Source organism: Pseudomonas botevensis (genome assembly GCF_019145475.1).
Classification (GTDB): Bacteria; Pseudomonadota; Gammaproteobacteria; order Pseudomonadales; family Pseudomonadaceae; genus Aquipseudomonas; species Aquipseudomonas botevensis.
Genome location: NZ_JAHTKI010000018.1, coordinates 1 through 25,558, shown reverse-complemented (window position 1 = coordinate 25,558; position 25,558 = coordinate 1). Strand labels below are relative to the sequence as shown.

Below are 25,558 nucleotides of genomic sequence, written 5' to 3'. Positions count from 1 at the left end.
TAATGTCAGGCAGGCTGCGATCGGTTGATCGCGCAAAGCACTCAGCCTGTGGCAACGCCTGCGGAGTCAAGTATTACTCCTTGAAATCGGTAGACAGCGCCAACGCCTGCCACTCGGCCAACTCCTGCGCCACCAGCCGGTTCTTCGCTTCGATCCGCGCGATGGTGTCGCTGCCCAGCGCCAGGCGCTGCGGCGGATTCGACGCGTTGACCAGCGCCAGCATGGCTTCGGCGAACTTCACCGGATCACCGGGTTGCGCATGGTTGGCGGCCTCGGCGAACTGACGCATTTTGCCGACCGTTTCGTCGTAGTCCGGCAACACCAGGGCCGTCTTGATCAGCGATTGTTCGTCGAGGAAGTCGGTGCGGAAGAAGCCCGGTTCGACCACCGTGGCATGAATGCCCAACGGTGCCAGTTCCTGATGCAGCGCTTCAGTGATGCCTTCCACCGCAAACTTGGTCGAACCGTAGACGCCCCACCCCATGTAGGCCTGATAGCCGCCAATCGACGAAATATTGATCACCCGACCACTGCGCTGGGCACGCATGTGCGGCAGCACCGCGCGGGTCACGTTGAGGACCCCGAACACGTTGGTGGCGAACAAGCGCTCGGTTTCGCTGGCACTGGTTTCCTCCACCGCGCCCAGCACGCCAAAACCGGCATTGTTGATCAGCACATCGATGCGGCCGAAACGCTTGATGCCCTCCGCCACCGCTTGATGCGCCTGGTCTTCGCGGGTCACGTCCAGGCGCACCGCCAACAGGTTCGGGTGATTGCCCAGGCGGGCGGTAATGTCTTCAGGTTTGCGAGCAGTGGCGATGACAGCGTCGCCAGCACGCAGGGCGTGTTCTGCGATGAGGGTGCCAAAACCACGGGAAGCTCCGGTAATCAGCCAAGTACGCATTTCAACTCCTCCTGTCTGCGACCCTTGGCGTGGTTGCCGGGCCTTCTCGATCAGTTGAAGCGACTGTAAAGCCGTGTTACTGATGTGATAATCCCAACAAAATTACATGGCTTTGTGAAACCTGCTCACAAATGAGACATTCGAATGAAGAACCCTTCGGCCGCTGACCTGTCGATCTTCCTGTGCATCGCCCAGCATCTGAACTTCAGCCGTGCGGCGGTTGAACTGGGCCTGACGCCCTCGGCCCTCAGCCATTCGTTGCGCGCTCTGGAAAATCGCCTTGGCGTGCGCCTGTTCAACCGCACCACCCGCAGCGTGGCCCTGACCGAGGCCGGCGAGCGTCTGTACGCGCGATTGAAACCGGCGTTCCGCGATATCGATGACGCTCTGGAAGACCTCAACCATTTTCGCGACAAGCCCTCGGGCAATCTGCGCATCACCTGCGGGCGTCAGGCTTGCGAACTGGTGTTGCTGCCGATTGCCAGCGAGTTCTTGCAGGTATTTACCGATATCCGCCTGGAAGTGGTCGAAAGCGACGCCCTGCTGGACATCGTCGCCACAGGTTTCGATGCCGGGGTGCGCTTCGGTGATCGGCTGGAAGCCGACATGGTGTCGCTGCCGATCGGCCCGCCCTTGCGCTCGGTGGTGGTGGGTTCACCGGCGTTTTTCGAGCGGCATGCAACGCCGCACAAGCCTGAGGACCTGCATGGCATTCCGTGCATCCGCCATCGTTTCCCCAGCGGTTCGCTGTACCGCTGGGAATTCGAACGTGGCGGCATCGAACAGGACATCGAAGTGAACGGTCCGCTGACCCTGGGCGACGTCAGCCTGATGGTCGGCCCGGCGCTGCAAGGCCTCGGATTGGCCTACGTGTTCGAGGACATGGTCAAGGAACACCTGAACACCGGACGCCTGGTGCAGGTGCTGGCCCACTGGTGCCCGTACTACCCCGGCCTGCATCTGTATTACCCGAGTCGGCGCCATGTCCCGGCACCGCTCAAGGCCTTCATCGACTTCGCCCGGGAACGCCGAAACGGATAACCGCGCTTACAGATACTTCAACCAGGCAAGGTCACGACGCCGCGCCTTCAACGCCGAAAACCAGCGCACCGCCGGAAACAGCACGACCGCCAGCACGACCGCCGCCAGCCAAACCGCCGCCACCGACGAGAAGCCGAAGTAGCTGCCCTGATTGAGCCCGAACAAGGCCACGCCAAGCAGATACAAGACCTTGAGCGCATACAGGTGCAGCAGATAGAAAAACATCGGCGCCGAGCCGAACACCGTCAGCCAGCGGATCCAGCGACGATCCTGCGCACGCTCGAACACCAGCAACAGCAGCAGGCCGACACTCACGGTCAGGGCGATGAACAGCAACGACGGCGGGTATTTGGTGATGTTGAAAAAACTCATCAGGGTCTGCAGAGCGCTTTCGCCCACCGCCCACGGCTTCTCGCCATACCCATTGAGCAAACGCAGCGCCACGAACCCGCCAAGCCCGGCGATGCCACACAACAGCAGGCGTCGCTGACGTACAGCGGCATCGGCCGCACGGGCAAACCACGGCCCCAGCGCGTAACCGAGACCGATCACGCCGATCCAGGGCAGCAGCGGATACGAGGTGCGTAGACGCAGTTGTTCGCTGACCTCGATCCAGCCGCGATCATGCAGAATCGCCCAAGGCAGGTGCAGCGCCGAATCTGGCGAGAAATGCACGGCGTCGAGCAGGTTGTGCCCGGCGATGATCGTCAGGCTCAACGCCAGCAACCATCCGCGCGGCAGCCAGACCAGCAGCGACAAGGCGATCATGCTCAGGCCGATGGCCCAGATCACTTGCAGGTAGATCACGCTCGGTGGCAACTGGAAGGTCCAGGCGAAGTTCACCAAGGTGAATTCGAGCAGCACCAGAAACAATCCACGCTTGAACAGGAATGCGCTGACGTCTGTTTTGCCGGCGTACTTCTCACCGAACAGCCAGGCCGACAAACCGGTCAGCAGCACGAACACCGGCGCGCACAAGTGCGCCAGGGTCCGGCTGAAAAACAGCGCCGGTTCGGTGCTGGCGATGTCCATGGGATCAGACACCTGACGATGCAGCAGGAAGGTTTCGCGCACGTGGTCGAGCAGCATGAACAGGATGACCAGGCCCCTGAGGGCATCGATCGACAGCAGCCGGCCGGTCGCCGGGGGAACGGTAGGGGAAACAGCGAGGGTCATGGCAATTTCGCAAGCGAGTCAGGAACGACAGGGCCGCACGAATGCGGCCCGATTTTCGTTACCTTATAACATGAAAAGCCGATCCAATTGCTAGCAATTCTCAAGCAGAGCGCAGTTGCGCCAGCAGCACTTGCAATGGATGGCGCAATTGCTGGTTGGCTTCACGCTTGACCTGACTGCGGCACGAATAACCGGTAGCCAGCGCTTCGCCCTGCTCTTTCGGTGCCTCGACCTGCCTGGCCCAGGACTGTTCGAAGATCACCGCAGAGGTCGCCCGGTTGCGCGCTTCGTGGCCGTAAGTGCCGGACATGCCGCAGCAACCGGTGGCCTGGGTCGCCAGTTTCAGCCCGGCCCGTTCGAACACCTGCTCCCATTGCTGGGTCGCGGCCGGCGCGTTGGTTTTCTCGGTGCAATGGGCCAACAGACGGAAGCGTTCGTCACGGCGCACTGCGGTGTTTTCCGGCATTGCCTTGAGCAACCACTCCTGCACCAACGCCACCTCGGGGCATTCCTCCATTCCCGGCACCTTGAGGTACTCCTGGCGATAGACCAGGGTCATGGCCGGGTCCAGTCCCACCAGCGGCACACCGATCCGCGCTAGTTCACCCAACTGCCGGGCGTTGCGCAACGCGGCGCGATTGAACGCCGAGAGAAAGCCCTGGACATGCAGCGGCTTGCCGTTGGCGCTGAACGGCGCCAGATAAACCTGATAGCCGAGGCGCGTGATCAGCTCGATCAGATCCGCCAGCAGCGGCGCTTCGAAGTAGCGGGTAAACGCATCCTGCACCAGCACCACGCTGCGTTCGCGTTGCGCCGGGGTCAGTGCGGACAGCACGTCCACCGTCGCCGCCTGCACCTGCCACTTACCCAGCGACCGGTGAAAATCGAACCGGCTGAGCAACGGCACATCGACCATCCCGCCGAGTCGCTCCAGCACACGGCGGCTGAGCGCGTTGCCCATCAGGCCGTTGTACAGCAGCGGCACCCGCGCCATGTACGGAATGCTGTATTCCAGCGAGGCAATCAGGTAATCGCGCAGCGGACGCAGATAACGGGTGTGGTACAGCTCCAGAAAACGCGAGCGGAAATCCGGCACGTTGACCTTCACCGGGCATTGCCCCGCGCAGGACTTGCACGCCAGGCACCCGGCCATGGCGTCGTACACCTCATGGGAGAAGTCCGCGCCCTGCCCCCGACTGTTGCGCCAGCGCTGCAGCAGCGTGGTGAAAAACGGCGGCCGGCGGCTGGCATCGGACAACACATCGACGCCCGCCAGCCCCTGCAAACGCAGCCATTCACGGATCAACGACGCACGGCCCTTGGGCGATTGCGCGCGCTGGCGGGTGGCTTTCCACGACGGGCACATGGCGTCGTCCGGATCGAAGTTGTAGCAGGCGCCATTGCCATTGCAGTGCATGGCCGCGCCGTAGTCCTGCCAGACCTTTTCGTCGATCTGCCGGTCGAGTTCGCCACGCAGGGTGACTTCGTCAATTTTCGACAGCGTTGCGTTGACCGTCGCCGGGGTGGCGATCTTGCCGGGGTTGAACTGGTTGAACGGATCGAACGCCGCCTTCAAGGCCTGCAACGCCGGATACAGCTCACCGAAAAACGCCGGGGCGTATTCCGAACGCAGGCCCTTGCCGTGCTCGCCCCACAACAGCCCGCCGTAGCGCTGGGTCAGCGCCGCCACGCCATCGGACACCGGCCGCACCAGCGCCGCCTGCTGCGGGTCCTTCATGTCGAGAATCGGCCGAACGTGCAGCACGCCGGCATCGACGTGACCGAACATGCCGTACTGCAAGCCATGGCTGTCGAGCAGCTCACGCAGTTCCGCGATGTACTCGGCCAGATGCTGTGGCGGCACGGCGGTGTCTTCGACGAACGGCTGCGGCCGCGCTTCCCCGGCGACGTTGCCGAGCAATCCCACCGCGCGCTTGCGCATGCCGTAGACCTTGTTCACCGCCGCCTGACCGACCGCCAGCGTATGCCCCAGTCGCTCGACGGTGCGGTCGCTGTTCAAGTGTTCGAGGAAAGCCTCGACCCTGCGTTGCAGGTCATCGGGATCGTCGCCGCAGAACTCCACCAGATTGATGCCCAGCGTCGGGCGCTCGGCGCTTGCCGGGAAATACTCGGCAACGCCGTGCCAGACGATGTCCTGCATCGCCAGCAGCAGCACTTTGGAATCGACGGTTTCGATCGACAGCGGTTTGAGCGCCATCAACGCCCGGGCATCGCGCAAGGCATCCATGAACCCGGCGTAGCGGATGTTCACCAGCATGGTGTGCCGGGGGATCGGCAACACATTCAATTTGGCCTCGACCACAAACCCCAGCGAACCTTCGGCGCCGCACAGCACGCTGTTGAGGTTGAAGCGCCGGTCAGCCTCGCGCAGGTGTGCCAGGTCATAGCCGGTGAGGCAACGGTTGAGGTCGGGAAAGCGCTGCTCAATCAGTTCGCCCTGCTCATCGATGATCTGCCGCGCGCAGCGGTACACCTCACCAACCCGATCCTCGCGCGCACATGCCTGCTCCAGCTCGGTCTCTTCCAGCGCCCGTCCGTGCAGCTTCTCGCCGCCACGCAGAATCATCTGCAGTTCGAGCACATGGTCGCGGGTCTTGCCGTAGGTGCAACTGCCCTGGCCGCTCGCATCGGTGTTGATCATGCCGCCGACGGTGGCACGGTTGGATGTCGACAGTTCCGGGGCGAAAAACAGCCCGGCGGCTTTCAGCGCGGCGTTGAGCTGATCCTTGACCACCCCGGCCTGCACCCGCACCCAGCGTTGCTCGACGTTGATTTCCAGAATGCGGTTCATGTGCCGCGACAGGTCGACGACGATGCCGTCGGTCAGCGACTGGCCGTTGGTGCCGGTGCCGCCGCCCCGAGGCGTGATCACCACCTGGCGATAGGCCGGTTCGGCGATCAGCCGCGCCAGCAGCGCCACGTCCTCGGCGTCCATCGGGAACACCGCCGCCCGGGGCAGGCGCTGATAGATCGAGTTGTCCGTCGCCAGCACCACACGGCTGGCGTAGTCGGCGCTGATTTCACCTTTGAAACCGCCGCTCTTGAGCGCCTGCAAAAACTGGCTGTAATCGGAAGTCAGGGGCGTAGCGGGAGAGAGCTGGGCGATCATCGGCAAAGGCGTCTCAGGTCAAAATCGGGCTGATGTGGCCGGAACTCTTGTACGCAACGAATGATTGCGTCAGGCTCCTTGGCCATTGGATACCTATGTTCATTGCAGAAAGACTCTGCGACAAACGTAAATTCGACCCGACTTTAATGACTAAAACGAATGAATCCGCGAACCCTCACTCCCTCGATGTCGTTGCTGCTGGCGTTTGAAGCCGCCGCACGCCATGAAAGCTACACCCGTGCCGCCCACGAACTGTCGTTGACCCAGAGTGCGGTCAGCCGCCAGGTGCAGATTCTGGAAAAGCTGCTCGGCATGCGCCTGTTCAGCCGCGAAGGCCGGCGGGTGATCCTGACTGACGTCGGGCGCATGTATCAGCGCGAACTTGCCGAAGCGCTCGGGCAGATTCGCAGCGCGACCCTGCAGGCCATGGCCTTCGGCTCGGGCATCCATAGCCTGCGCCTGGCGACACTGCCGACCTTCGGCTCGAAATGGTTGCTGCCGCGGCTCAAGGATTTCTACACCGCGCATCCCGGCATGACCGTTCACCTGCACTCGCGAATCGAGGCCATCGATTTCGACACCAGCGAAATCGACGCGGCAATCTGCGTCGGCGGTGGCGACTGGCCGGGGCTGACCGCGCATCGCCTGCACACCGAAGAACTGGTGGTGATCGCCAGCGCTCAGCTGTCCGAAACCGAGCGGCGCAGCGCCGGCGAGCATATCGCCGGGCAACTGCTGCTCAACGTCAGCAGCAACGCCCAGGCCTGGGCTGAATGGTTCAGCCATCACGCCCTGCCCCATCGCAGCATGCGTATCGGCCCGAGTTTCGAAATGACCTCGCACCTGATTCAGGCGGTGCGCGCCAACATCGGCATCGGCCTGGTGCCACGGATTCTGGTCGAGGACGAGCTGAACAACGGCGAGCTGTTGCAACTGGGCGAGCCGATCAGCAGTCGTCGCAGCTATTACCTGGTGTACCCGGCACGCAATGAATCGCTGCCGTCGCTGAAGGCGTTTCGGGATTGGCTGGTGCAGACACTCTGAGCCTTTGTATTGCCAGGACCGGCGCCTTCGTGGGCAAGCCCGCGAAGACCTCCGGCCAGACACCTCAGAATCGCGGCTTGAGCGCCTTCCAGTCCGCCTTGTATCGCTGCATCTGGCGCACATCGTCGCGCTGACGAATCCCGCACGTCAGGTACTGGTCATGCAGCTTGCCCAGTTGGTCGTGATCCAGTTCCAGGCCCAGTCCCGGCGCACGGGTGATTTTCACGCAGCCATCGACAATCGGCAGCTTACCGCCCTTGATCACTTCCTCGTCCGGCTCCTGCCACGGGTAATGGGTGTCACAGGCGTAATCCAGATTCGGCACCGCCGCCGCCACATGGGCCATCGCCATCAGACTGATGCCCAGGTGCGAGTTGGAATGCATCGATACGCCCAGACCAAAGGTGTCGCACATCTTCGCCAGGATCTGGGTATCGCGCAGGCCGCCCCAGTAATGGTGGTCGGCGAGGACGATCTGCACGCTGTTCTGCGCCACGCTGCGGCGGAATTCGTCGAAGTCGGTGACCACCATGTTGGTCGCCAGTGGCAGCCCCGTGCGTCTGTGCAACTCGGCCATACCGTCCAGCCCAGGGGTCGGGTCCTCGTAATACTGCAAATCGTCACCGAGCAATTCGGCCATGCGAATGGACGTTTCCAGCGACCAGTTGCCGTTCGGATCGATCCGCAACGGATAGCCGGGGAAAGCCTTTTTCAGGGCCTTGATGCACGCCACTTCATGCTCTGGCGGCAAGGTGCCGGCCTTGAGCTTGATGCTCTTGAAGCCATAGGCCTCGATCATCCGCGCGGCCTGGGCAACGATCTGCTGCTCGCTCAGCGCCTCGCCCCAGTTGTCCGGTTTGTAGGGCGAATCGATGTGTTGCGCGTACTTGAAAAACAGATAGGCGCTGAACGGCACCTCATCGCGCAGTGCACCGCCGAGCAGATCCACCAGCGGCACGTTCAGGTAATGCGCCTGCAAATCGAGAAACGCCACTTCGAACGCAGAATAGGCGTTGCTCACCGCTTTGCTCGCATGGGAGCCAGGCGCCAGTTCCGCGCCCGTCACGCTGGCCGGTTTGTTCGCCGCCACCGTCGCCTGGACGATGCGACGCAACTGGTTGAGGTTGAATGGATCGAGCCCGATCAGTTGTGACTGCAATTGCTGCTGGATCGCCAGCGCCGGGGCGTCGCCATAGCTTTCGCCGAGGCCGATGTAGCCGTTGTCGCTTTCGATCTCGATGATCGAACGCAGGGCGAAGGGCTCATGAATGCCGCTGGCGTTGAGCAACGGCGGATCACGAAAGGCAATCGGAGTGACGGTTACGCGGATGATTTTCAAGATGATGCTCCTGATGGATCGGAATCAGTGGCTCGCCGCCGTACTGGCCGTCGACGCGACGGCGGTTTCGGGTTCAGGCTTTGCCGGGGAATTGCCCTTGGCGCCAGGCGCCATGCGAGCGAAGAAGATCGCGACCGCCGCCACCAGCGAGGTCGCCGCGAGGCCGTACAGGCCGCCCTCGATCGAGCCGGTGGACTGCTCAAGGAAACCGAACGCGGTCGGCGCGACAAAACCGCCGAGGTTGCCGATCGAGTTGATCAAGGCGATCACCGCCGCCGCGATGCGTGCATCCAGATAGCTTTGCGGGATCGGCCAGAACAGTGCCGAGGCCGCCTTGAAACCAATGGCCGCAAAGCAGATGGCGACGAAGGCGAACACCGGCCCGCCAGTGGTCGACATGAACATGCCAAACGCGGCGATCACCAGCGTCAGCGCCACCCAGGCCTGCTGGAATTTCCATTTGCCGGCCAGGGCCGCGAAACCGTACATCGCGATGATCGAAATGATCCACGGCACCGAGTTGAGCAAACCGACTTCGAAGTCACCCAGGCTGCCCATCTTCTTGATCATGCTCGGCAGCCAGAACGTCGCGCCGTAAATGGTCAGGGCGATGGAGAAATAGATGAAGCAGAACAGCGCGATCTGCCGATCCGCCAACAGCTTGAACATCGATGGCCTGGCGACATGGGTCGCTTCCCGGGTGCGCTGTTCTTCGGCAATGGCTGTCACCAACGCTTCGCGCTCTTCCTCGCTCAGCCACTTGGCCTGACGCGGATGGGATTGCAGCCAGAACCAGACAAACCCGCAGAGCACCACCGACGCAGCGCCTTCAATCAGGAACATCCATTGCCAGCCGTGCAGCCCCATGCCGCTGATGTGCAACAAGGCACCGGACACCGGGCCGGAAATCACCGACGCAATCGCCGAACCGCTGAGAAACACCGCCATCGTCTTGCCGCGCTCGGAGGCCGGCAACCATTGAGTAAAGTAGTAAATGATCCCCGGGAAGAATCCGGCCTCGGCCGCCCCGAGAATAAAGCGCAGGACATAGAAACTGGTTTCGCCCCGAACGAAGGCCATGGCCATCGCGGCCGCGCCCCAGGTAAACATGATCCGCGTCAGCCAGGCCCTCGCGCCATAGCGTTGCAGGAGCATGTTGGACGGCACTTCGAACAGCGCGTAACCGACGAAAAACAGACCGGCGCCGAGACCGTACGCAGCCGCGCCGATACCCAGATCGGTTTCCAGATGACTGCGCACGAAACCGATGTTGACCCGGTCGATGTAGTTGACGATGAACATCACCACGAACAGCGGCAACACATGACGCTTGACCTTGGCGGCCGCACGGGCGAGCACCGTGACGTCCGGCGAACTGTGGAGGGTTTTCAAGGGGCGACTCCCGATCATTGTTTTTTTAGGGATGCCTTTTAGGCGTAGACCGATCATGGACGGGCCAATTGATCCCGTCTAATCTAACTTGGTATTCGATTGATACCCGGATTAGATCAATGTTCGAACTGACCCAACTGCGCTGCTTCACCACCGTCGCCACCGAACTCAACTTCCGTCGCGCCGCCGAACGCCTGAACATGACCCAGCCACCGCTGAGCCGGCAGATCCAGTTGCTGGAGCATCACCTGGGCGTCGAATTGTTCACCCGCAGCACGCGCAGCGTGGCCTTGACCGCAGCAGGTCGGGCATTTTTCATCGAGGCGCAGAACCTGCTGGAACGCGCCCAGCAAGCGGCCGTCACCGCGCGGCGCTTCGCCGAGGGCGATATCGGTTCGGTGAACATCAGTTTCGTCGGCAGTGCGGTGTATGAATTTTTGCCCAAGGTCATCGCGGAGGCTCGCCTGCGTCAGCCGCAGGTGAAAATCGATCTGAGCGAAATGAACACCTACCAGCAACACGAAGCGTTGCGCGCCCGCCGCATCGATCTGGGCATCGCCCGCGCGCCGTTACTGGAGCCGGGCTACGCCACCGAGTGCCTGGTGCGCGAACCTTTCGTACTGGCCGTGCCCAGCGGCCATCGCCTGGCGAACGCCGCCGAAGTCTCGGTGAATGATCTGGATGGGCAACCGTTCCTGATGTACTCCCACGCGGCCTATCCACCGTTCAACGAACTGCTGACCGGCACGCTGCGCTCGGCTCGCGTCGCCCCCGACTATGTGCAGTGGCTGGGGTCGTCACTGACGATTCTGGCACTGGTCAACGCCGGCATGGGCGTCGCCCTGGTGCCGCGCTGCGCCACCAGTGTGGTATTCAGGAGTGTGGTGTTTCGCGATATCGATCTGGGTGAAGGCGTTCAGAGCGAACTGCACCTGATCTGGCGCGAGAATAACGACAACCCGGCGTTTGCCATGTTGCTGGAGGGCATTCGCCGGGCGGTCAGGGAAGGTTGGGGGTGATGCTACCGCTTTACTTGCGCATTGGAGGCGGTGGAGCCGTAGGCCCTCTGCCGGTCTGCGGCGCATTGCTTTCATTCGAACCAAGGTAACGGGCTACCTCTGGAGGCATGGGTTTCGGTGCTTCGGCAGTCATAGCTGATCCTCTTTCAGGTTGGTGAACTCCACCCACTGAATCTTCGACGAATCTATCACCAACATCTCAGCGCCAAAAGACCGGAGAACCCCATCGTCACTTAACCACTTGGGGTTGTGTATTACAAACTGGCCTTGCTGGGGCTCGGGTGGCCATTCGCTAGGCCAACCGAACAGACGCCTTTCATCGTTCAAATGCAGCGTTATAAGTCGATCATGTCGGGCAAATGTGCTGTACCACTGATTGGGATGCGAGGTTTTCCTCGTAACATTTCGAAACCGTAACCATGCATGCAGTTTGTCGTTCGATGCCAGAAAGCAGGACAACAAGCCAAGGACCACCGACACAACGAATGCCCAGAATCCCTGCGCGCCGGCGCTCCATATTCCTACGGAAAAGCCCTTCACGCCGATCCACAAACAAACCGCACCAATCCCCAGCACCACTCCATGAATCACAAACGTGAAAATCAACGCCTGCACAATCTGCCCAAATGTGTCAGGCCGTTTGAACGCGGTAAGCGTGTAGAAAATCCAGGTCGAGACAAACCCCGGAATCAGATACTGCAACAGCGGAATAACCTCTTTCACCAGATCATCCATGATCAGTGGCTCCTCAAAACCGAAACGCATCCTCCATAAATAGCGATGCCGGCCCTGTCCGGGGGCCGGCACTCAAAAGCCTAGCGCAGGCTGCGAAAACGCCCTGCACCAAGTGTCACAGTTCATTGCGCCAAAGCAGTCATCACGCGTCCTGCAAGATCAGATCCGCGCCCTTCTCCGCCACCATCAGCACCGCCGCGTGGGTGTTGCCCGATGTCACGTTGGGAAAGATCGACGCATCGACAATCCGCAAACCTTGCAGGCCGTGCACCTTGAGGCGTTTGTCGACCACCGAGGTCTGCTCGTCCGCGCCCATCGCGCAGGACCCGCACAGGTGATAGATCGAGCCGCAGTTGTCGCGGAAGTACTGGAGCATCTGCTCGTCGCTTTCGACCACCGGCCCCGGCAGCACTTCGTCGACGGTGATGTCCTTGAGCGCCGGTGCGCCCATGATCTTGCGCATCAGGCGACTGCCCTGGATCACCTCGTCGATGTCCTTTTGCGTACTCAGGTAATTGGGGTCGATCCGCGCCGCGTCCCGAGGATTTTTCGAGGCGATTTCGATATGCCCGCGACTGGTCGGCCGGCACGGGTTGAAGCACAACAGGAAACCTGAGTACGGTTCGGGTTTGAGACTGGCCTTGTTGTTTTTCGGAATCTGGTACGACAACGGGTTGAAGTACAGCTGCAGGTTCGGATGACTCTGCTGCGCATCACCCCGGAAGAAACCGCCGGCCTGATTCACGCTCATCGCCAGCGCGCCCTTGCGGGTCAGCAGGTATTTCACGCCGAGCTTGAACTGGCCGAACAACGAGCTGAGCTCATCGTTGAGGGTCGGGATATTGGCCTTGTAGTAGTAGCTGACGCAGAGGTGATCCTGAAGATTCTGCCCCACCGCCGGCAGGTGCTTGACCACCGGAATCTGGTGCTTGCTCAGCAGCTCACGATTGGCCACGCCGGACAGTTGCAGGATTTTCGGGGTGTCGACAGCACCGGCACAGAGGATCACTTCCTTGCGCGCGGTAAAGGTGCGGACCACGCCATGCTGGGTGATCGAGATCCCCGTGGCGCGTTGCTGCGACTCATCGAACAACACGCGATCGACCAGCGCGTAATGCTCGACGGTCAGATTCGGCCGGCTCAGTGCCGGGTGCAAATGGGCGAAGCTGCTGGAGCTGCGCTGACCGTTTTTGGTGTTGACGTCATAGATCCCGGCGCCCTCGAATTTCGGCCCGTTGAAGTCGTCGCTGCGCGGGTAGCCCAGCTCGTCACACCCCTTGAGAAATACGTCGCAGATCGGATGCGTCTGGCCGGCCATCGGGGTGATGCTGATCGGGCCGCTGCCGCCGTGATATTCGCTGTCGCCCAGCGGGTGGTTTTCCAGTTTGCGGAAGTACGGCAGCACGTCCTTGAAACCCCAGCCATCGTTGCCGTTGGCAGCCCAGTCGTCGAAGTCATGGGCCTGGCCACGCACGTAGATCATCGCGTTGATCGAGCCCGAACCGCCCTGCACCTTGCCGCGTGGGGCGTAGATTTCACGGTTGCCCAACTGCTTCTGCGGCTGGCTGTAGTACATCCAGTTGAAGGTCGGGTTGTAATACATTTTGGCGAAGCCGACCGGGATCCTGAACCACAGCGAGCTGTCCTTGCCACCCGCTTCCAGCAGCAGCACCGAATGTTTGCCCGACGCCGAGAGCCGGTTGGCCAGCACGCAGCCGGCAGCGCCTGCGCCAGCGATGATGTAGTCGTATGTCATGCACGGTTACCGCGTAAGTCGTTATACAAAAATCGCGAATCTGCAGGTGGGAGCGGTGGGCTCCCACAAGGACTGCGTCAGCCTTTGGCCGGCGAGGTGTCTTTGACGTCAGCCGGCGTCGGCGCCATTTGCAGGTGCAAACGCGAGCCGGTGTACGGCGAATGCTTGCGCACCACGTCCATGTTCAGCTCGACCCCAAGGCCCGGCTCGGTGGACGGAATGATGTAGCCGTCTTCCCACTGCAACGGCTTTTTCAGGATTTCGGCATGGAAGCCGCCCCAGGTCTCGATGCTTTCCTGGATCAGGAAGTTCGGCGTGCAGGTCGCCAGCTGGAAACTCGCCGCCGCACCAATCGGCCCGTTGTACAGATGGGGGGCGATTTGCGCGTAGTACGCCTCGGCCATGCTGGCGATCTTCTTCGCTTCCAGCAGGCCGCCACAGCGCGCCACGTTCATTTGCAGAATCGACGCACCTCCGGCCTGCAACAGCTTGAAGAATTCGTACTTGGTGGTCAGGCGCTCGCCGGTGGCGATCGGGATGCTGGTCTTGGCGGCGACTTGCGCCATGGCCTCTTCCTGTCCCGGCGGCACCGGTTCTTCGAACCACAGCGGGTCGTATTTCTCCAGACGCCTGGCCAGGCGAATCGCCGACGACGGCACCATTTGCCCGTGGGTGCCGAACAGCAGGTCGCACTTGTCGCCCACCGCTTCGCGGATCTTGCGGCAGAAGGTTTCGCAGCGTTCCAGCACCTCCAGCGAAATCTGGTGCCCGGAGTACGCGGTGTACGGGCCGGCCGGGTCGAACTTCACGGCAGTGAAGCCTTTGTTCATGTTCTCCACCGCACATTCGGCGGCCAGGTCCGGATCGTCGTAGTCGTACTCGCCACGGCTGTTGACCGGATACAGGTAGGTGTAGGAACGCAGGCGCTCGTTGACCTTGCCGCCGAGCAGCTCGTAGACCGGCTTGTTCGCGGCCTTGCCGATGATGTCCCAACAGGCCATTTCCAGGCCACTGACCACGCCCATCATGGTCAGGTCGGGGCGTTGGGTGAACCCGCTCGAATAAGCCTGGCGGAAGAAGCGCTCGATGTGGTGCGGGTCCTGATCGAGCAGGTAGCGCTCGAACACGTCTTCGATGATCGGCAGCATGGCTTTCGGGCCGAAGGTCGCGGCGTAGATCTCGCCCACGCCTTCGATGCCGCAGTCGGTCCTGAGCTTGACGAACAGCCAGTACATGCCGCCGACGTGGGGTGGCGGGACGGCGACGATATGGGTTTCAAGGGCGACGATTTTCATCTCAGGCACCTGTCTTGTTCAAGAATTTGCGATTGATCCGGGCACGCAGGGTCAGCGCGGCAAAGGTGCCGATCAGGCCAACGGCGGCGATGTAGCCGAAATAGAGCTTGTAGCCGAGCGCACCGGGGTAATGCTCGGTGAGGTAGCCGTTGATCAACGGAATAAAGGCGTCAGGCATGTAGCCGACCACCGAGACGATGCCGATCGCCAGGCCGGTGATGCGCAGCGGGATGTTGCAATTGTCGAGAATCGCCCAGTACAGACCGCGAATCGCATAGGTCATCAGGCCGATGAAAATCACCGTGCCGATCAACAGGCCCATGCTGTTGAGCGCCGGGAATACGATCAGTCCGATCATCGCCAGCGAAGCCAGCAACAGCGCCACGATCAGCACCGAAATATTCGAGAACTTGTCCCCGAGCCAGCCGCCGCCAATGCCACCCACCGGGCGCATCCACAACTTGATGGTGGTAATGGTGCCGGCCATGACCGCGGTCATGCCGCCACCTTGCAGGTAATCCGAAAAGCTGTAGGTTGCCCAGAAGATGTGATAGCCGCAGAACACAATGGCGGTCACCAGCCACAGCTCGGGGATCTTCACCAGGGTCGTCAGGTCGGCCAGCAGGTTGAACTTGCCCTTCTCCACCGCCGGCGTGTCCTCCATCGACTTCGGATCCTTGATCAGCACCAGCACGCAGCCGATGACAATGCAGGTGAAGGCATAGAGGTAGACGACGTGACGGAAACCCTCGGCGGTGGACTCGCCACGGGTTTCGGTGGCGTAGGCAAACAGCCCCAGCGCGACCGTCGCCAGCAACGCTTCGACCAGCCCGCGACCCCCGTCGAGGATGCCGAAGAACCGGCCCTGTTCGGAGTGATGGGCAATCATCTTTACCCGCTTGAGCACCGACGCCCAGAACGTCAGGCCGGTGGTCAAACCCCAGCACCCGAAGATGATCATCAACCCGGTCATCGACGGCGCGGTCGAGTACCACAGACCCAGTGCGCCGGTCGCCACCAGCGAGAAGAAAATCAGGAAACGCGGCGCGATGCGGTCAGCCAGCCAACCGCTGGGCAGATAGCTGAGCAGGAATATCGTCCCGAGCATCGAGTACAGATAACCCAGCTCGCTGTGGTTGATCTGGAACACCTCGAGCATGGTCGTCTGATAGACCTGGCGCAGGTACAGAATCGGATAGATCGCGCCGGCGGCCAGCACCAGCAACATGAGTTGGAGATAGCGACTTCCCTTGTCGCCGTGGCTTTTCACAGCCGAATCGGAACCCTGAACAGCGGCAGCAGACGATGCATGCTTGGACATTGATGTGACCTCGGGCGACCCGGTGCTCCGGGCGACCCTGATAATTGTTTTTATAGGTGTAGCGTGAGGCGTGGTGCGGTGGATCAGTACTTCATGACCACGAGTCGGGTCTGGGTGAATTCGAGCATCCCGTGCTTGCCGTCATCGCCGCCCAGGCCCGAGCGTTTCCAGCCAGCGTGGTAACCCTGATACGGATCGGCCGGGGTGCGATTGACGTACAACTCGCCGGCCTCGATGGCGTTGGCGACTTTCTGCGCGGTGCGGTAGTTCTCGGTGTACAGCACCGACGACAAGCCGAACTGGTGATCGTTGGCCATGGCCAGCGCTTCGTTGATGTCGCGGTACTTGAGCACCGGCAACACCGGGCCGAAGATTTCCTCCTGGACGATTTCCATGTCCTGACGGCAGTTGCTGAGCAGGGTCGGCGGGTAGAAATGACCTGGGCCTTCGGGCAGCACGCCGCCGTTTTCGAGCACCGCGCCGTCAGCGATGGCGCGCTCGACCATGGCGTGAATGTTCTGCTGCGAACTGGCGTTGACCAGCGGCCCCATCAGGCTGGCGTCGGTGGCGCGGTCGCCGAATTTCACCGCCGCGATTTTCGCCTTGAGCAACGCGAGGAAGCGGTCATGCACGCTTTCCTGCACGTAGACCCGCTCCACCGCCGTACACAACTGGCCGCAGTGGGTGGTCTTGGAACCGATGATCGCGCTGGCGGCGGCTTCCAGATCGGCGTCGGCCTCGATGATTGCCGGGGTCTTGCCGCCGAGCTCCAGCGACGGCTTGGCGATATTGGCCTTGCAGTAATCGAGGACGATACGCCCGGCGTTGACGCTGCCGGTCAGGGTGATCAGGCCCACGGCTTTGTGCGTGCAAACCGCAGCGGCGGTGGCGTGATCCATGGTCAGGATGTTGATGACCCCGGCCGGCATGCCCGATTGCTGTACGGCTTTGGCGATCTCGAACGCCGACGTCGGGGTGTTGTTGCTCGGGCGCACCACCACGGTATTGCCGGCAATCAGCGCCGGGGCGATTTTGCGCAGCAGGGTGTAGACCGGATAGTTGAACGGAATCAGGCAGGCGACCACGCCGATCGGCTCGCGGTGCAGGAACAGGTTTTCGTCGGGGCTGTCGCTGGGAATGATCTCGCCTTCGATGCGCCGTGCCCATTCGGCGTGATAGCGGGTGATCTGCGCGGCGTAACGGGCTTCGTTGCTGGCGTCGTTGAGGCTCTTGCCGGACTCGGCGGCCAGCGCGGTGCCAATGGCTTCGGCGCGATCTTCCAGAGCAGTGGCGAAGGCTCGCAGATGGTCGGCGCGTTCGATACTGGTGAGCTTGCCCCAGACCTTTTGCGCGGCGGCTGCCGCATCCACCGCAGCGGTGGCTTCTTCGGCGGTGGCGGCCGAGACCTGGCCGATCAGTGCTTCCGTCGCCGGGTTATGGACCGCAATCAGCGCGGCGCTGGCCGGCTCGATGAAGTGGCCGTTGACAAAATTTCGCTCGACTCGCATGTGCATCGCCCATCGTTTGTTTTTATCGATGGCGCCAGTCTTGTCATCGCCGGGGCCTTGAACAAACGATTTATCGGGCGGACAAACATTCGAAAAATGCACGTTACCCCTGAAAACCCTCAAGACCCGCTTTTGTGGGAGCGGGCAAAGGGATCAAACAGTGGCTCAGGTGGCTGCGGTTGATGGCTGCAGTTGGCGCTGCGCCAGCCAGATTTCCTCCTGCAACCACTGGCTGAACACCTGCAACTGCGGCATCTGCGCCTGTTCCGGCCGGGTCACCAGCCAGTACGACTGATGCCCGTCCACATGCACATTGAGCACCTGGGTCAACTGCCCGCTCGCCAGTTCCTGGGCGACCATGTGCCAGTCGGCAATGGTGATGCCCAGACCGTCGGTCGCCGCCTGGATCGCCAGATCCAGCAGATCGAACTCGTAACCGCCCTGGGTATCGACGCCATGGATGCGCGCGGCGTCGAGCCAGTGCTTCCAGGTCAGGTAGCGCTGGTCTTCCTTCGCCAGCACATGCAGCAGGGTCAGGCGATTGAGGTCGATGCCCTGCTCGCCGCTCTCCCGGGCGTACAGCGACGGCGCGCACACCGCGATGTGCCGTTCCTGAATCAGCAACGAACTGTCGAGCCCGTCCCACTCGCCATTGCCGAAACGGATCGCACAATCGAGGGTGTTGGTTTCCGCCAGGCTGTCCTGCAAACGGGTGGTGATGCTCAGCTCCAGTTCCGGATGCTGCTCGCGCAGACGTCCCAGACGCGGCATCAGCCAGCGACTGGTGAAGGTCGGCGGCGCATTGATGTGCAAGCGGTTGGAATGGGTTTTCTGCTGGATGCTGCGCACTGTCAGCTCGATCTTGTCGAACGACTGATGCAGTGCCCGCAGCAGAATCTTCCCGGCCCCGGTCAGTTCCAGATGATGGTGCCGGCGCTCCAGCAGACTCTCGCCGAGCTGCTCTTCGAGCTGCCGGACCTGACGACTGACCGCACTCTGGGTCACGTTGAGCAGCTCGGCGGCGCGGGTGAAGCTGCCGGTACTGCCGGCCACTTCGAACGCTTTGAGCGCATTCAGGCCGGGCATTTTGCGTTTCATGAAAGGCACTCGAAAACCACTGACAAGGCGTCAAGCATCCCACGACTGTGCCGGACTGTCCTACAGGATTTTCCGAGTAACATGCATTCGACGCAGGTTTGCCCGCCGTTTTTATCGTTTGTTCAACACCCGGAGGATGGCAAGACTGCGCGGCATCTCTAATAAAAACAATCGAGAGCCGCTCCATGCCCTTCCCTGCTTCCCTGTGCCTGCGCACGACCTCCATTGTCCTGTTTTGCAGCGTTGCTGCTCCGGCGATGGCCGTACAAGTCACTGACAACCTCGACCTCGGCGGTGCCATCCGCGCACGCTGGGACGTGGACCCGGATCGCGACATTCAGAAATTCGGTCTGGACACTGTTTTTCTCAGCGCCAAGTACAACTCCGACACCTGGATCGGCGAGGCCCAATACCGTTTCTACGGTCGCTCCTACCCCTACCAGTACACGAAAAACTACGGCGACATCCGCTTCGCCAAGTTCGCCTGGGCCGGCTACAAGTTCAATCCCGACCAGCAGGTGCAAGTGGGTCTGAACACCGTGCCGTTCGGCTTGCAGCCGTACTTCGGCAGCACGTTCTACGAAACCCTGGGCAACGTCATTGGCCTGGAAGATGTGCAACAGGTCGGCGCCAAATACATCCAGCAAAGTGGCGACTGGAACCTCCAGGCCGGCTACTACCTGCGTCCGGCCTGGCAAGGCAAAGGCACGAGCAAGGGCGTGACCTACTCCAGCGTGGTGTCCGGCGCCGACAGTTACGTGGCCGACGGCAGCGACAACCAGGAGCGCAACACCGTGGTGCTGCGTGTGGCAAAGGCGTTCGATCTGGGTGCGTGGAAATCCGAAGTCGGCGTCTCCGGGCTGACCTCGACTCTGGAGAACAAGGACACCGACAACGACGGCCGACGCAACGCGGTCGCCGTGCACTACCTGGGCAAGAACGGCCCATGGGGCGTGCAACTGCAAGCCGCGCGGCAGCAGATGTCGCCACGCAACGCCGGCACCGATGAAGTGGTCACCCTGGGCGGTTACGACGGCACCTACAACGTCGCCAGTCGCGGCAATCTGTATGTCGCCGACCTGAGCTATGACGTCGACGGCAAATACCTGTTCGACCAGATCAGCGGGATCAAGCTCTACGCCAACTACAGCGCCTTCGACAAATCCGCCAGCGACTTCAAGACCTCCCAGCGAATGATCCTCGGCAGTTCGTTTTCGGTAAGCAAACTGTGGGTCGCGGCCGAATGGCTGATCGGCAAGAACGACCCGTACATTGGCGGCAGCAGTTACACCCAGAGCCTGGGGGCCGGCGGGTCGGATCAGTGGGAAAACCAGGTGTACGTGAACGTCGGGTATTACTTCTGATCCTGCTCTTCAGCGCCTGAACGTCAGTCTTCGCGGGCCAGTCTGCTCCCCCATCGGAATGCGTTGTCCAGTGGGAGCGGGCTTGCTCGCGAAGGCTTCAGCACAAACACCACTTGCCTCCAGCCCCCATCAATAGTCAGATATTCCCCTCAGCCATTTCCCACAATAAAACCGGTCACCAAACCGGCCAGGGAGTTCTGCCTTCATGCGTCAACTGCCCTCGCTCAACACCCTGCGCGTGTTCGAAGAAGTCGCGCGGCATCGCAGCTTCAGTCAGGCAGCCATCGGACTGAACGTCACCCAGGGCGCGGTCAGCCGCCAGATCAAACAACTCGAAGACTATCTCGGCGTGGCGCTGTTCGTGCGCACGCCGCAAGGGCTGTCACTGACCGAAGCCGGGAGCAATCTGTCGCCCCATCTGGCCGAAGCGTTCGACCACATTGAACGCGCCCTGCAAGCGGTGCGCGTGCCCAATCTGCGCCAGCGCCTGCGGGTCCTGGCACCGCCGACCTGGGCCACCCGCTGGTTGTCGCCGCACCTGCGCGCATTCTGTCAGCGCTACCCGGACATCAGCCTCAGCGTCACCAACCACGCCAGCCACGAAAGTCTTGCGGAGATCGACTGCCACATTCGATTCGGCCTGGCAGCGGCGCCCCATTGTGTGAGCCGCTTGCTGGTAATGGAGCGGCACATGGCGGTCGCCAGCCCGGAACTGTTCGCGGGCGATCAGGCACCGGATCTGCGGCAGTTTCCGCTGCTGCATATCCTGCATGACGGCAAGCGCCTCAAGGTCTGGGAAAACTGGCTGGCAGCCATGGGCCGGGAGGATGTGGATGCCGGGCAAGGTCTGGAATTCAGTACGCTGGATCAGGTGATCCACACGGCACTGGCCGGTGGCGGACTGGCGGTGATCGACCGGCAGATGATCGAGAAGGAACTGGCCAACGGCAGCCTGGTGCCGATCACGCCGATTGAAGTGATCGGACCTTACGGCTATTGGCTGGACGTGGCGAATGACAGGCAGGGGTTGTCGAAAGTGAAGTTGTTCACTGAGTGGCTGAGCCTCGTCAGCAATCCCTGAGTTGAACTTGAAAAGTCCCTCACCCTCCGGGCGGTCCGACGTTTCGGGAGGGCTGGAGTGAGGGTTATCGTCGGCACAGGCAACCCACATCTTCTAGGCTGAACCGGACACCCCAAGCTCCGGAGAAGACCATGCACCTCGAAGGCTCCTGCCACTGCGGCGCGGTTTCGTTCAGCCTCACCAGCGCCCACCCCTACCCTTACCAACGCTGCTATTGCTCGATCTGCCGCAAGACCCAGGGCGGAGGCGGCTATGCGATCAACCTCGGCGGCGACGCCAGCAGCCTCAAGGTTCGCGGGCGCAAACACATCAGCATCTACCACGCGAAAATGAAAAACCCCGGCGACCAACGCGCCCACCGCAGCAGCGCCGAACGGCATTTCTGCTCACTGTGCGGCAGCGGCCTGTGGCTGTTCAGCCCCGAGTGGCCTGAGCTGATTCACCCCTTCGCCTCGGCCATCGACACGCCACTGCCGGTTCCGCCGGAACACACCCACCTGATGCTCGGCTCAAAAGCGCCGTGGGTGGAAGTCCAGGCCAGACCCGCAGATCAACAGTTCGAGGTCTACCCCGAAGAATCCATCGCCCAATGGCATGAGCGGCTGGGCGTGAGCTGTTGAGAATACATTTCATTTAATTGAGGCATGGCAGTTCCCCTTCGCGTTTTTCGTTCGGTTAACCCCTCAGCAGCACTTCAACTACCGATCGATTCGATGCAAAGGGATCTCCATGTCGCACGTCCGTTTCCATTTTGCCCTGCGCCCGCTGGCGCTGGCCTTGCCGGCCGCCCTGCTGAGTCTGGCCGCCAACGCCGCTGAAACCGCCGCCAAACCAGAGCAGCCGCTGCAACTGGGCGCCACCAACATTTCCGCCCAAGGCCTCGGCGCTACCACCGAGGGCACCCGCTCCTACACCACGGGCTCGACCTCGTCCGCTACCGGCCTGCCGCTGTCGCTCCGCGAAACCCCGCAGTCGGTGACGGTGATCACCCGCCAGCAAATGGACGACCGCGGCGTGCAAGGCATCGGCGATGCGCTGCGCAATACGCCGGGCATTTCGACCCAGAAGTACGACAGCGATCGCACCGAGTTTTCCGCCCGGGGGTTCGCCATCACCAACTTCCAGTACGACGGCATCAACATTCCGTACGACGGCGTGTACGGGGAAAACCCGAACAACGGCGATGACGCCGCCAGCATCGACCGGGTGGAAATCATCAAGGGCGCAACCGGATTGATGACCGGCTCGGGCGACCCATCGGCCACGGTCAATCTGATCCGCAAGAAACCGACCAAAGAATTCAAGGCCTCGATCAGCGGCACCGTCGGCTCGTGGGATGCCTACCGCACGGTGGGCGACATTTCCGGCTCGCTGACCGACTCCGGCAATGTGCGTGGCCGCTTCGTCGGCGCCTATTCGGACAAGAATTCCTACCTTGATCACTACAGCCAGAAGAAAGACCTGTTCTACGGCATCCTCGAAGCCGACCTCAGCGACGACACCCTGCTGACCTTCGGCATCGACAAATCGAGCACCACGCCGCGCGGCACGTCCTGGACCGGCAACCCGGTGTATTTCGCCGATGGCGGTCGCACCGATTTCCCGCGCCACTTCAACTCCGGCGCAGACTGGAGCCGTCGCGACTTCGACAACATCACCTACTTCGCCTCGCTGGAGCAGGCGCTGGCCAATGACTGGAAGTTCAAGGTCAGCCTCGACCAGAAAACCACCGACCACGACACCCGCCTGGCGTCGGCCAGCGGCGGCAATCCGGATCGCGCCACCGGCCAAGGCATGTTTCTGTACTGGGGTCGCTGGGAAGGTCATCGCGTGCAGAACACCGCCGACGTCAACGTCTCCGGCCCGTTCACCCTCGGCGGTCGCGAGCATGAACTGGTGGCCGGCGTCATGACCTCGCACTCGCGCCAGACCGGCGCAACCTACGACACCAGCGCCTTCGAACTGGTCCCCGGCAGCATCTACGACTGGAACGGCGACCTGCCGAAACAGAACTTCCCGAAAAACGGCAAATACGAACGCATCCAGAGCCAGAACGGCATCTACCTCGCCACCCGCCTGCACCCGACCGACGACCTGTCGGTGATCCTCGGCAGCCGCCTGAGCACCTTCAAGTACAACGAAGACTATCGCTACAACGCCGGTGCCGGCCTGGACGACACCCACGCCAGCTACAAGGAACATGGCGTGGTCACACCCTACGCGGGCCTGGTCTACGACCTCGACGACACCTACTCGCTATACACCAGTTACACCAGCATCTACCAGCCGCAGACCTACAAGGACGCCAACGGCTCGACCCTCGCCCCGGTCGAGGGCGACAGCTACGAAGCCGGCCTGAAAGCGGCGTACTTCGACGGCCGCCTCAACGCCAGCCTGGCGTTCTTCCGCATCGAACAGGACAACGTCGCCGAATCGATCGGCACTAACCCTGTGACCAACGAAGGCATCTACAAAGCCATCGACGGCGCCACCACCAAAGGTATGGAACTGGAACTGGCCGGCGAACTGGCCGACGGCTGGAACGTCTCCGCCGGCTACACCTACGCCCGCACCCGCGACGCCGACGAACAACGGATCTACGGCTACCCGCTGTCGACCACCAAACCGGAACACGTGGTGCGCACCTTCACCACCTACCGCCTGCCCGGCGCCCTCGACAAATTCACCGTTGGCGGCGGCGTGAGCTGGCAGAGCGCGTTCTACGGCAAAATCTACAGCGCCCCGGCTGGCGACTACACGCGGATCAAACAGGGCGGCTACACCCTGGTCGACCTGATGACCCGCTACCAGTACGACGAACACCTGAGTTTCACCGTCAATGCCAACAACGTGTTCGACAAGAAGTACCTGACCGGTCTGGGCAACTTCGACACCACGTTCTACGGCGAGCCGCGCAACCTGATGCTGACCACAAAATGGGATTTCTGACCTCGGGAGCACGCTGAATCCGGCTTAACAGTCTTTGACAGTTTCCCGACAAAGCTGTCAAAGATTGCCGCTCGTCACCCACCTAGCATGGGCACCCTCACATTCCCTTTGGGTGCCTCATGCCGGTTTCATTTCGCACGTTCTCACTGTCTCTGACCTCCCTCTGCCTGCTGCTGCCCACCGATGCCCTGCGCGCCGAAGACTGGCAGGCCTCCCTGCGCGCCGGCGCCGCCAGCGTGCCCCGTTACAGCGGCAGCGACGAGCAAGTGCTGACACCATTGGCGGGCGTCGAAATCGTCAGTCCCTACGGCGTATTCCTCGATAGCCAGCGCGGCCTGGGCTGGGGCTTCGACGAAGACGACTTCGGCCTCAGCGTGTACATCGGCGCCAGCGACGTGCGCAAGGACCGCCGCTCGAAATACAAGGGCTCGGACCGCCTGGAGGGCATGGGCTCCATCAAATCCCGCCCGGTCATCGGCCTCGACGGCACCTACCACATGGGCCCCCTGATCCTCGGCGCCACCTTCGAACACGCGCTGGAAAAAGACGACGATGACCACGACACCGGCTCCTCCTGGAACCGCCTCAAACTGAGCATCAGCGCGCCGCTGTACGAAGGACACTTCGGCAAAGTCACGGGCAGCCTGAACAGCCAGTTCGGCGATGGCGACTACATGCGAACCTGGTACGGCGTCAGCACCGGACAGGCCTCACGCAGCCGGTTTCGTGCGTATGACGCCAGTGGCGGACTGATCAGCCGTGGGGCGGACCTGACCTGGTCGTTGCCGATTGATGAGCACTGGAGCGTGTCGTCCATGCTGTCGATGCAGTACCTGAGCCACGAAGCGGCGGACAGCCCGATTGTCGAACGGCGGATGCAGACATCGCTGGTTGGGCAGGTGATCTACACCTTTTGAGGGATACGGAGGGAGAGGGAACCGACCGGTGTGGCCAAAAGAACACGTACACCCACCAGAACCAGGCCAGCCCCAAGGCCGCCTTCGTGGGCAAGCCCACTCCCACAGAAAAGCAAAAACAAAAGCCGTCCACATCCGCTTCTCACCACTCAACAGGATGAGCGTTAGCTCGGCTGCAGCTCTTGATCTTGATCCACCCGCCCCTTCGGAAGGCTGAGTGGAGGTGTTCATCCGGGGATGGGCGCGCAGCGCCGTTTGGCGAAGCCGAACTCATCGACGAAGTCGATGCCCCCGGATGGACGCCGGAGCGAAGGAACCCGAGCCTGCGAGGGCCGAACGCCGGGGCGAGCGTTTTTGGTTACTTTTGAGGCGTTTGTCAAAAGTGACCCGCTGTAAGAGCGGAACCGCCAGCAGCAACACCCGAAGCAACGGATATTAACCCAAAAACCCCAGAGCCTGGTCGGCCCAGAGGCCGCCAAGGCCAAAGCC

Annotated in this window: 19 protein-coding genes; 8 read left to right on the top strand and 11 right to left on the bottom strand. The window is 61.8% G+C overall.

The window, feature by feature from the left end:
* Positions 1-73: 73 nt before the first annotated feature.
* Positions 74-904 (bottom strand): oxidoreductase, encoded by an 831-nt coding sequence (locus KVQ74_RS21075; protein ID WP_217833102.1) that lies wholly within the window; start codon positions 902-904, stop codon positions 74-76.
* Between the two features lie 144 nt (positions 905-1,048).
* On the opposite strand from KVQ74_RS21075, the gene KVQ74_RS21070 reads away from it, so the two are divergent.
* Positions 1,049-1,945, top strand: a complete 897-nt coding sequence (locus KVQ74_RS21070; RefSeq protein ID WP_217833100.1) for a LysR family transcriptional regulator — start codon at positions 1,049-1,051, stop codon at positions 1,943-1,945.
* Positions 1,946-1,951: 6 nt separating this feature from the next.
* On the opposite strand, the gene KVQ74_RS21065 is transcribed toward KVQ74_RS21070, so the two are convergent.
* Positions 1,952-3,121: a DUF1624 domain-containing protein gene (locus KVQ74_RS21065; RefSeq protein WP_217833099.1), complete on the bottom strand. Its 1,170-nt coding sequence runs from the start codon at positions 3,119-3,121 to the stop codon at positions 1,952-1,954.
* A gap of 100 nt (positions 3,122-3,221) precedes the next feature.
* Entirely contained in the window at positions 3,222-6,251 is a 3,030-nt protein-coding gene (gene ydiJ, locus KVQ74_RS21060; protein WP_217833290.1) for a D-2-hydroxyglutarate dehydrogenase YdiJ, read from the bottom strand.
* 159 nt (positions 6,252-6,410) lie between these two features.
* On the opposite strand from ydiJ, the gene KVQ74_RS21055 reads away from it, so the two are divergent.
* A complete protein-coding gene (locus tag KVQ74_RS21055) occupies positions 6,411-7,295 on the top strand; it encodes a LysR substrate-binding domain-containing protein (RefSeq protein ID WP_217833097.1) in 885 nt (294 codons plus the stop codon).
* Positions 7,296-7,359: 64 nt separating this feature from the next.
* On the opposite strand, the gene KVQ74_RS21050 is transcribed toward KVQ74_RS21055, so the two are convergent.
* Together KVQ74_RS21050 and KVQ74_RS21045 are read right to left on the bottom strand one after the other, a co-directional pair.
* The gene (locus tag KVQ74_RS21050) at positions 7,360-8,634 is read right to left on the bottom strand and encodes a glucarate dehydratase family protein (protein WP_217833095.1); all 1,275 of its coding nucleotides are present in this window, start codon (positions 8,632-8,634) and stop codon (positions 7,360-7,362) included.
* A gap of 24 nt (positions 8,635-8,658) precedes the next feature.
* Positions 8,659-10,026, bottom strand: coding sequence for an MFS transporter (locus KVQ74_RS21045; protein WP_217833093.1), 1,368 nt, complete (start codon positions 10,024-10,026; stop codon positions 8,659-8,661).
* Positions 10,027-10,145: 119 nt separating this feature from the next.
* Between KVQ74_RS21045 and KVQ74_RS21040 the strand changes: the two genes are divergently transcribed.
* Positions 10,146-11,045 (top strand): LysR family transcriptional regulator, encoded by a 900-nt coding sequence (locus KVQ74_RS21040; RefSeq protein WP_217833092.1) that lies wholly within the window; start codon positions 10,146-10,148, stop codon positions 11,043-11,045.
* Positions 11,046-11,174: 129 nt separating this feature from the next.
* On the opposite strand, the gene KVQ74_RS21035 is transcribed toward KVQ74_RS21040, so the two are convergent.
* The 6 genes from KVQ74_RS21035 to KVQ74_RS21010 form a co-directional block, all read right to left on the bottom strand.
* Positions 11,175-11,780, bottom strand: coding sequence for a DUF6338 family protein (locus KVQ74_RS21035; protein ID WP_217833090.1), 606 nt, complete (start codon positions 11,778-11,780; stop codon positions 11,175-11,177).
* A gap of 142 nt (positions 11,781-11,922) precedes the next feature.
* The gene (locus tag KVQ74_RS21030) at positions 11,923-13,536 is read right to left on the bottom strand and encodes a GMC family oxidoreductase (protein WP_217833089.1); all 1,614 of its coding nucleotides are present in this window, start codon (positions 13,534-13,536) and stop codon (positions 11,923-11,925) included.
* Between the two features lie 77 nt (positions 13,537-13,613).
* Entirely contained in the window at positions 13,614-14,831 is a 1,218-nt protein-coding gene (locus KVQ74_RS21025) for a mandelate racemase/muconate lactonizing enzyme family protein (protein WP_217833087.1), read from the bottom strand.
* A gap of 1 nt (position 14,832) precedes the next feature.
* Positions 14,833-16,152, bottom strand: a complete 1,320-nt coding sequence (locus KVQ74_RS21020; protein WP_217833086.1) for an MFS transporter — start codon at positions 16,150-16,152, stop codon at positions 14,833-14,835.
* An 83-nt stretch (positions 16,153-16,235) separates the two neighbouring features.
* Positions 16,236-17,660, bottom strand: a complete 1,425-nt coding sequence (aldA, locus tag KVQ74_RS21015; RefSeq protein ID WP_217833288.1) for an aldehyde dehydrogenase — start codon at positions 17,658-17,660, stop codon at positions 16,236-16,238.
* 165 nt (positions 17,661-17,825) lie between these two features.
* A complete protein-coding gene (locus tag KVQ74_RS21010) occupies positions 17,826-18,758 on the bottom strand; it encodes a LysR substrate-binding domain-containing protein (RefSeq protein WP_217833084.1) in 933 nt (310 codons plus the stop codon).
* A gap of 185 nt (positions 18,759-18,943) precedes the next feature.
* Between KVQ74_RS21010 and KVQ74_RS21005 the strand changes: the two genes are divergently transcribed.
* The 5 genes from KVQ74_RS21005 to KVQ74_RS20985 all read left to right on the top strand — a co-directional run bounded on the left by KVQ74_RS21005 (position 18,944) and on the right by KVQ74_RS20985 (position 25,069).
* The gene (locus tag KVQ74_RS21005; protein WP_217833083.1) at positions 18,944-20,122 is read left to right on the top strand and encodes a hypothetical protein; all 1,179 of its coding nucleotides are present in this window, start codon (positions 18,944-18,946) and stop codon (positions 20,120-20,122) included.
* A gap of 205 nt (positions 20,123-20,327) precedes the next feature.
* Entirely contained in the window at positions 20,328-21,203 is an 876-nt protein-coding gene (locus KVQ74_RS21000; RefSeq protein ID WP_217833082.1) for a LysR substrate-binding domain-containing protein, read from the top strand.
* Between the two features lie 131 nt (positions 21,204-21,334).
* Positions 21,335-21,823 carry a GFA family protein gene (locus KVQ74_RS20995; protein WP_217833081.1) on the top strand — a complete coding sequence of 163 codons (489 nt, stop codon included), beginning with the start codon at positions 21,335-21,337 and terminating at the stop codon, positions 21,821-21,823.
* Between the two features lie 109 nt (positions 21,824-21,932).
* Positions 21,933-24,152, top strand: a complete 2,220-nt coding sequence (locus KVQ74_RS20990; RefSeq protein ID WP_217833079.1) for a TonB-dependent siderophore receptor — start codon at positions 21,933-21,935, stop codon at positions 24,150-24,152.
* Positions 24,153-24,271: 119 nt separating this feature from the next.
* Positions 24,272-25,069, top strand: coding sequence for a MipA/OmpV family protein (locus KVQ74_RS20985; protein WP_217833077.1), 798 nt, complete (start codon positions 24,272-24,274; stop codon positions 25,067-25,069).
* Positions 25,070-25,558 lie beyond the last annotated feature (489 nt).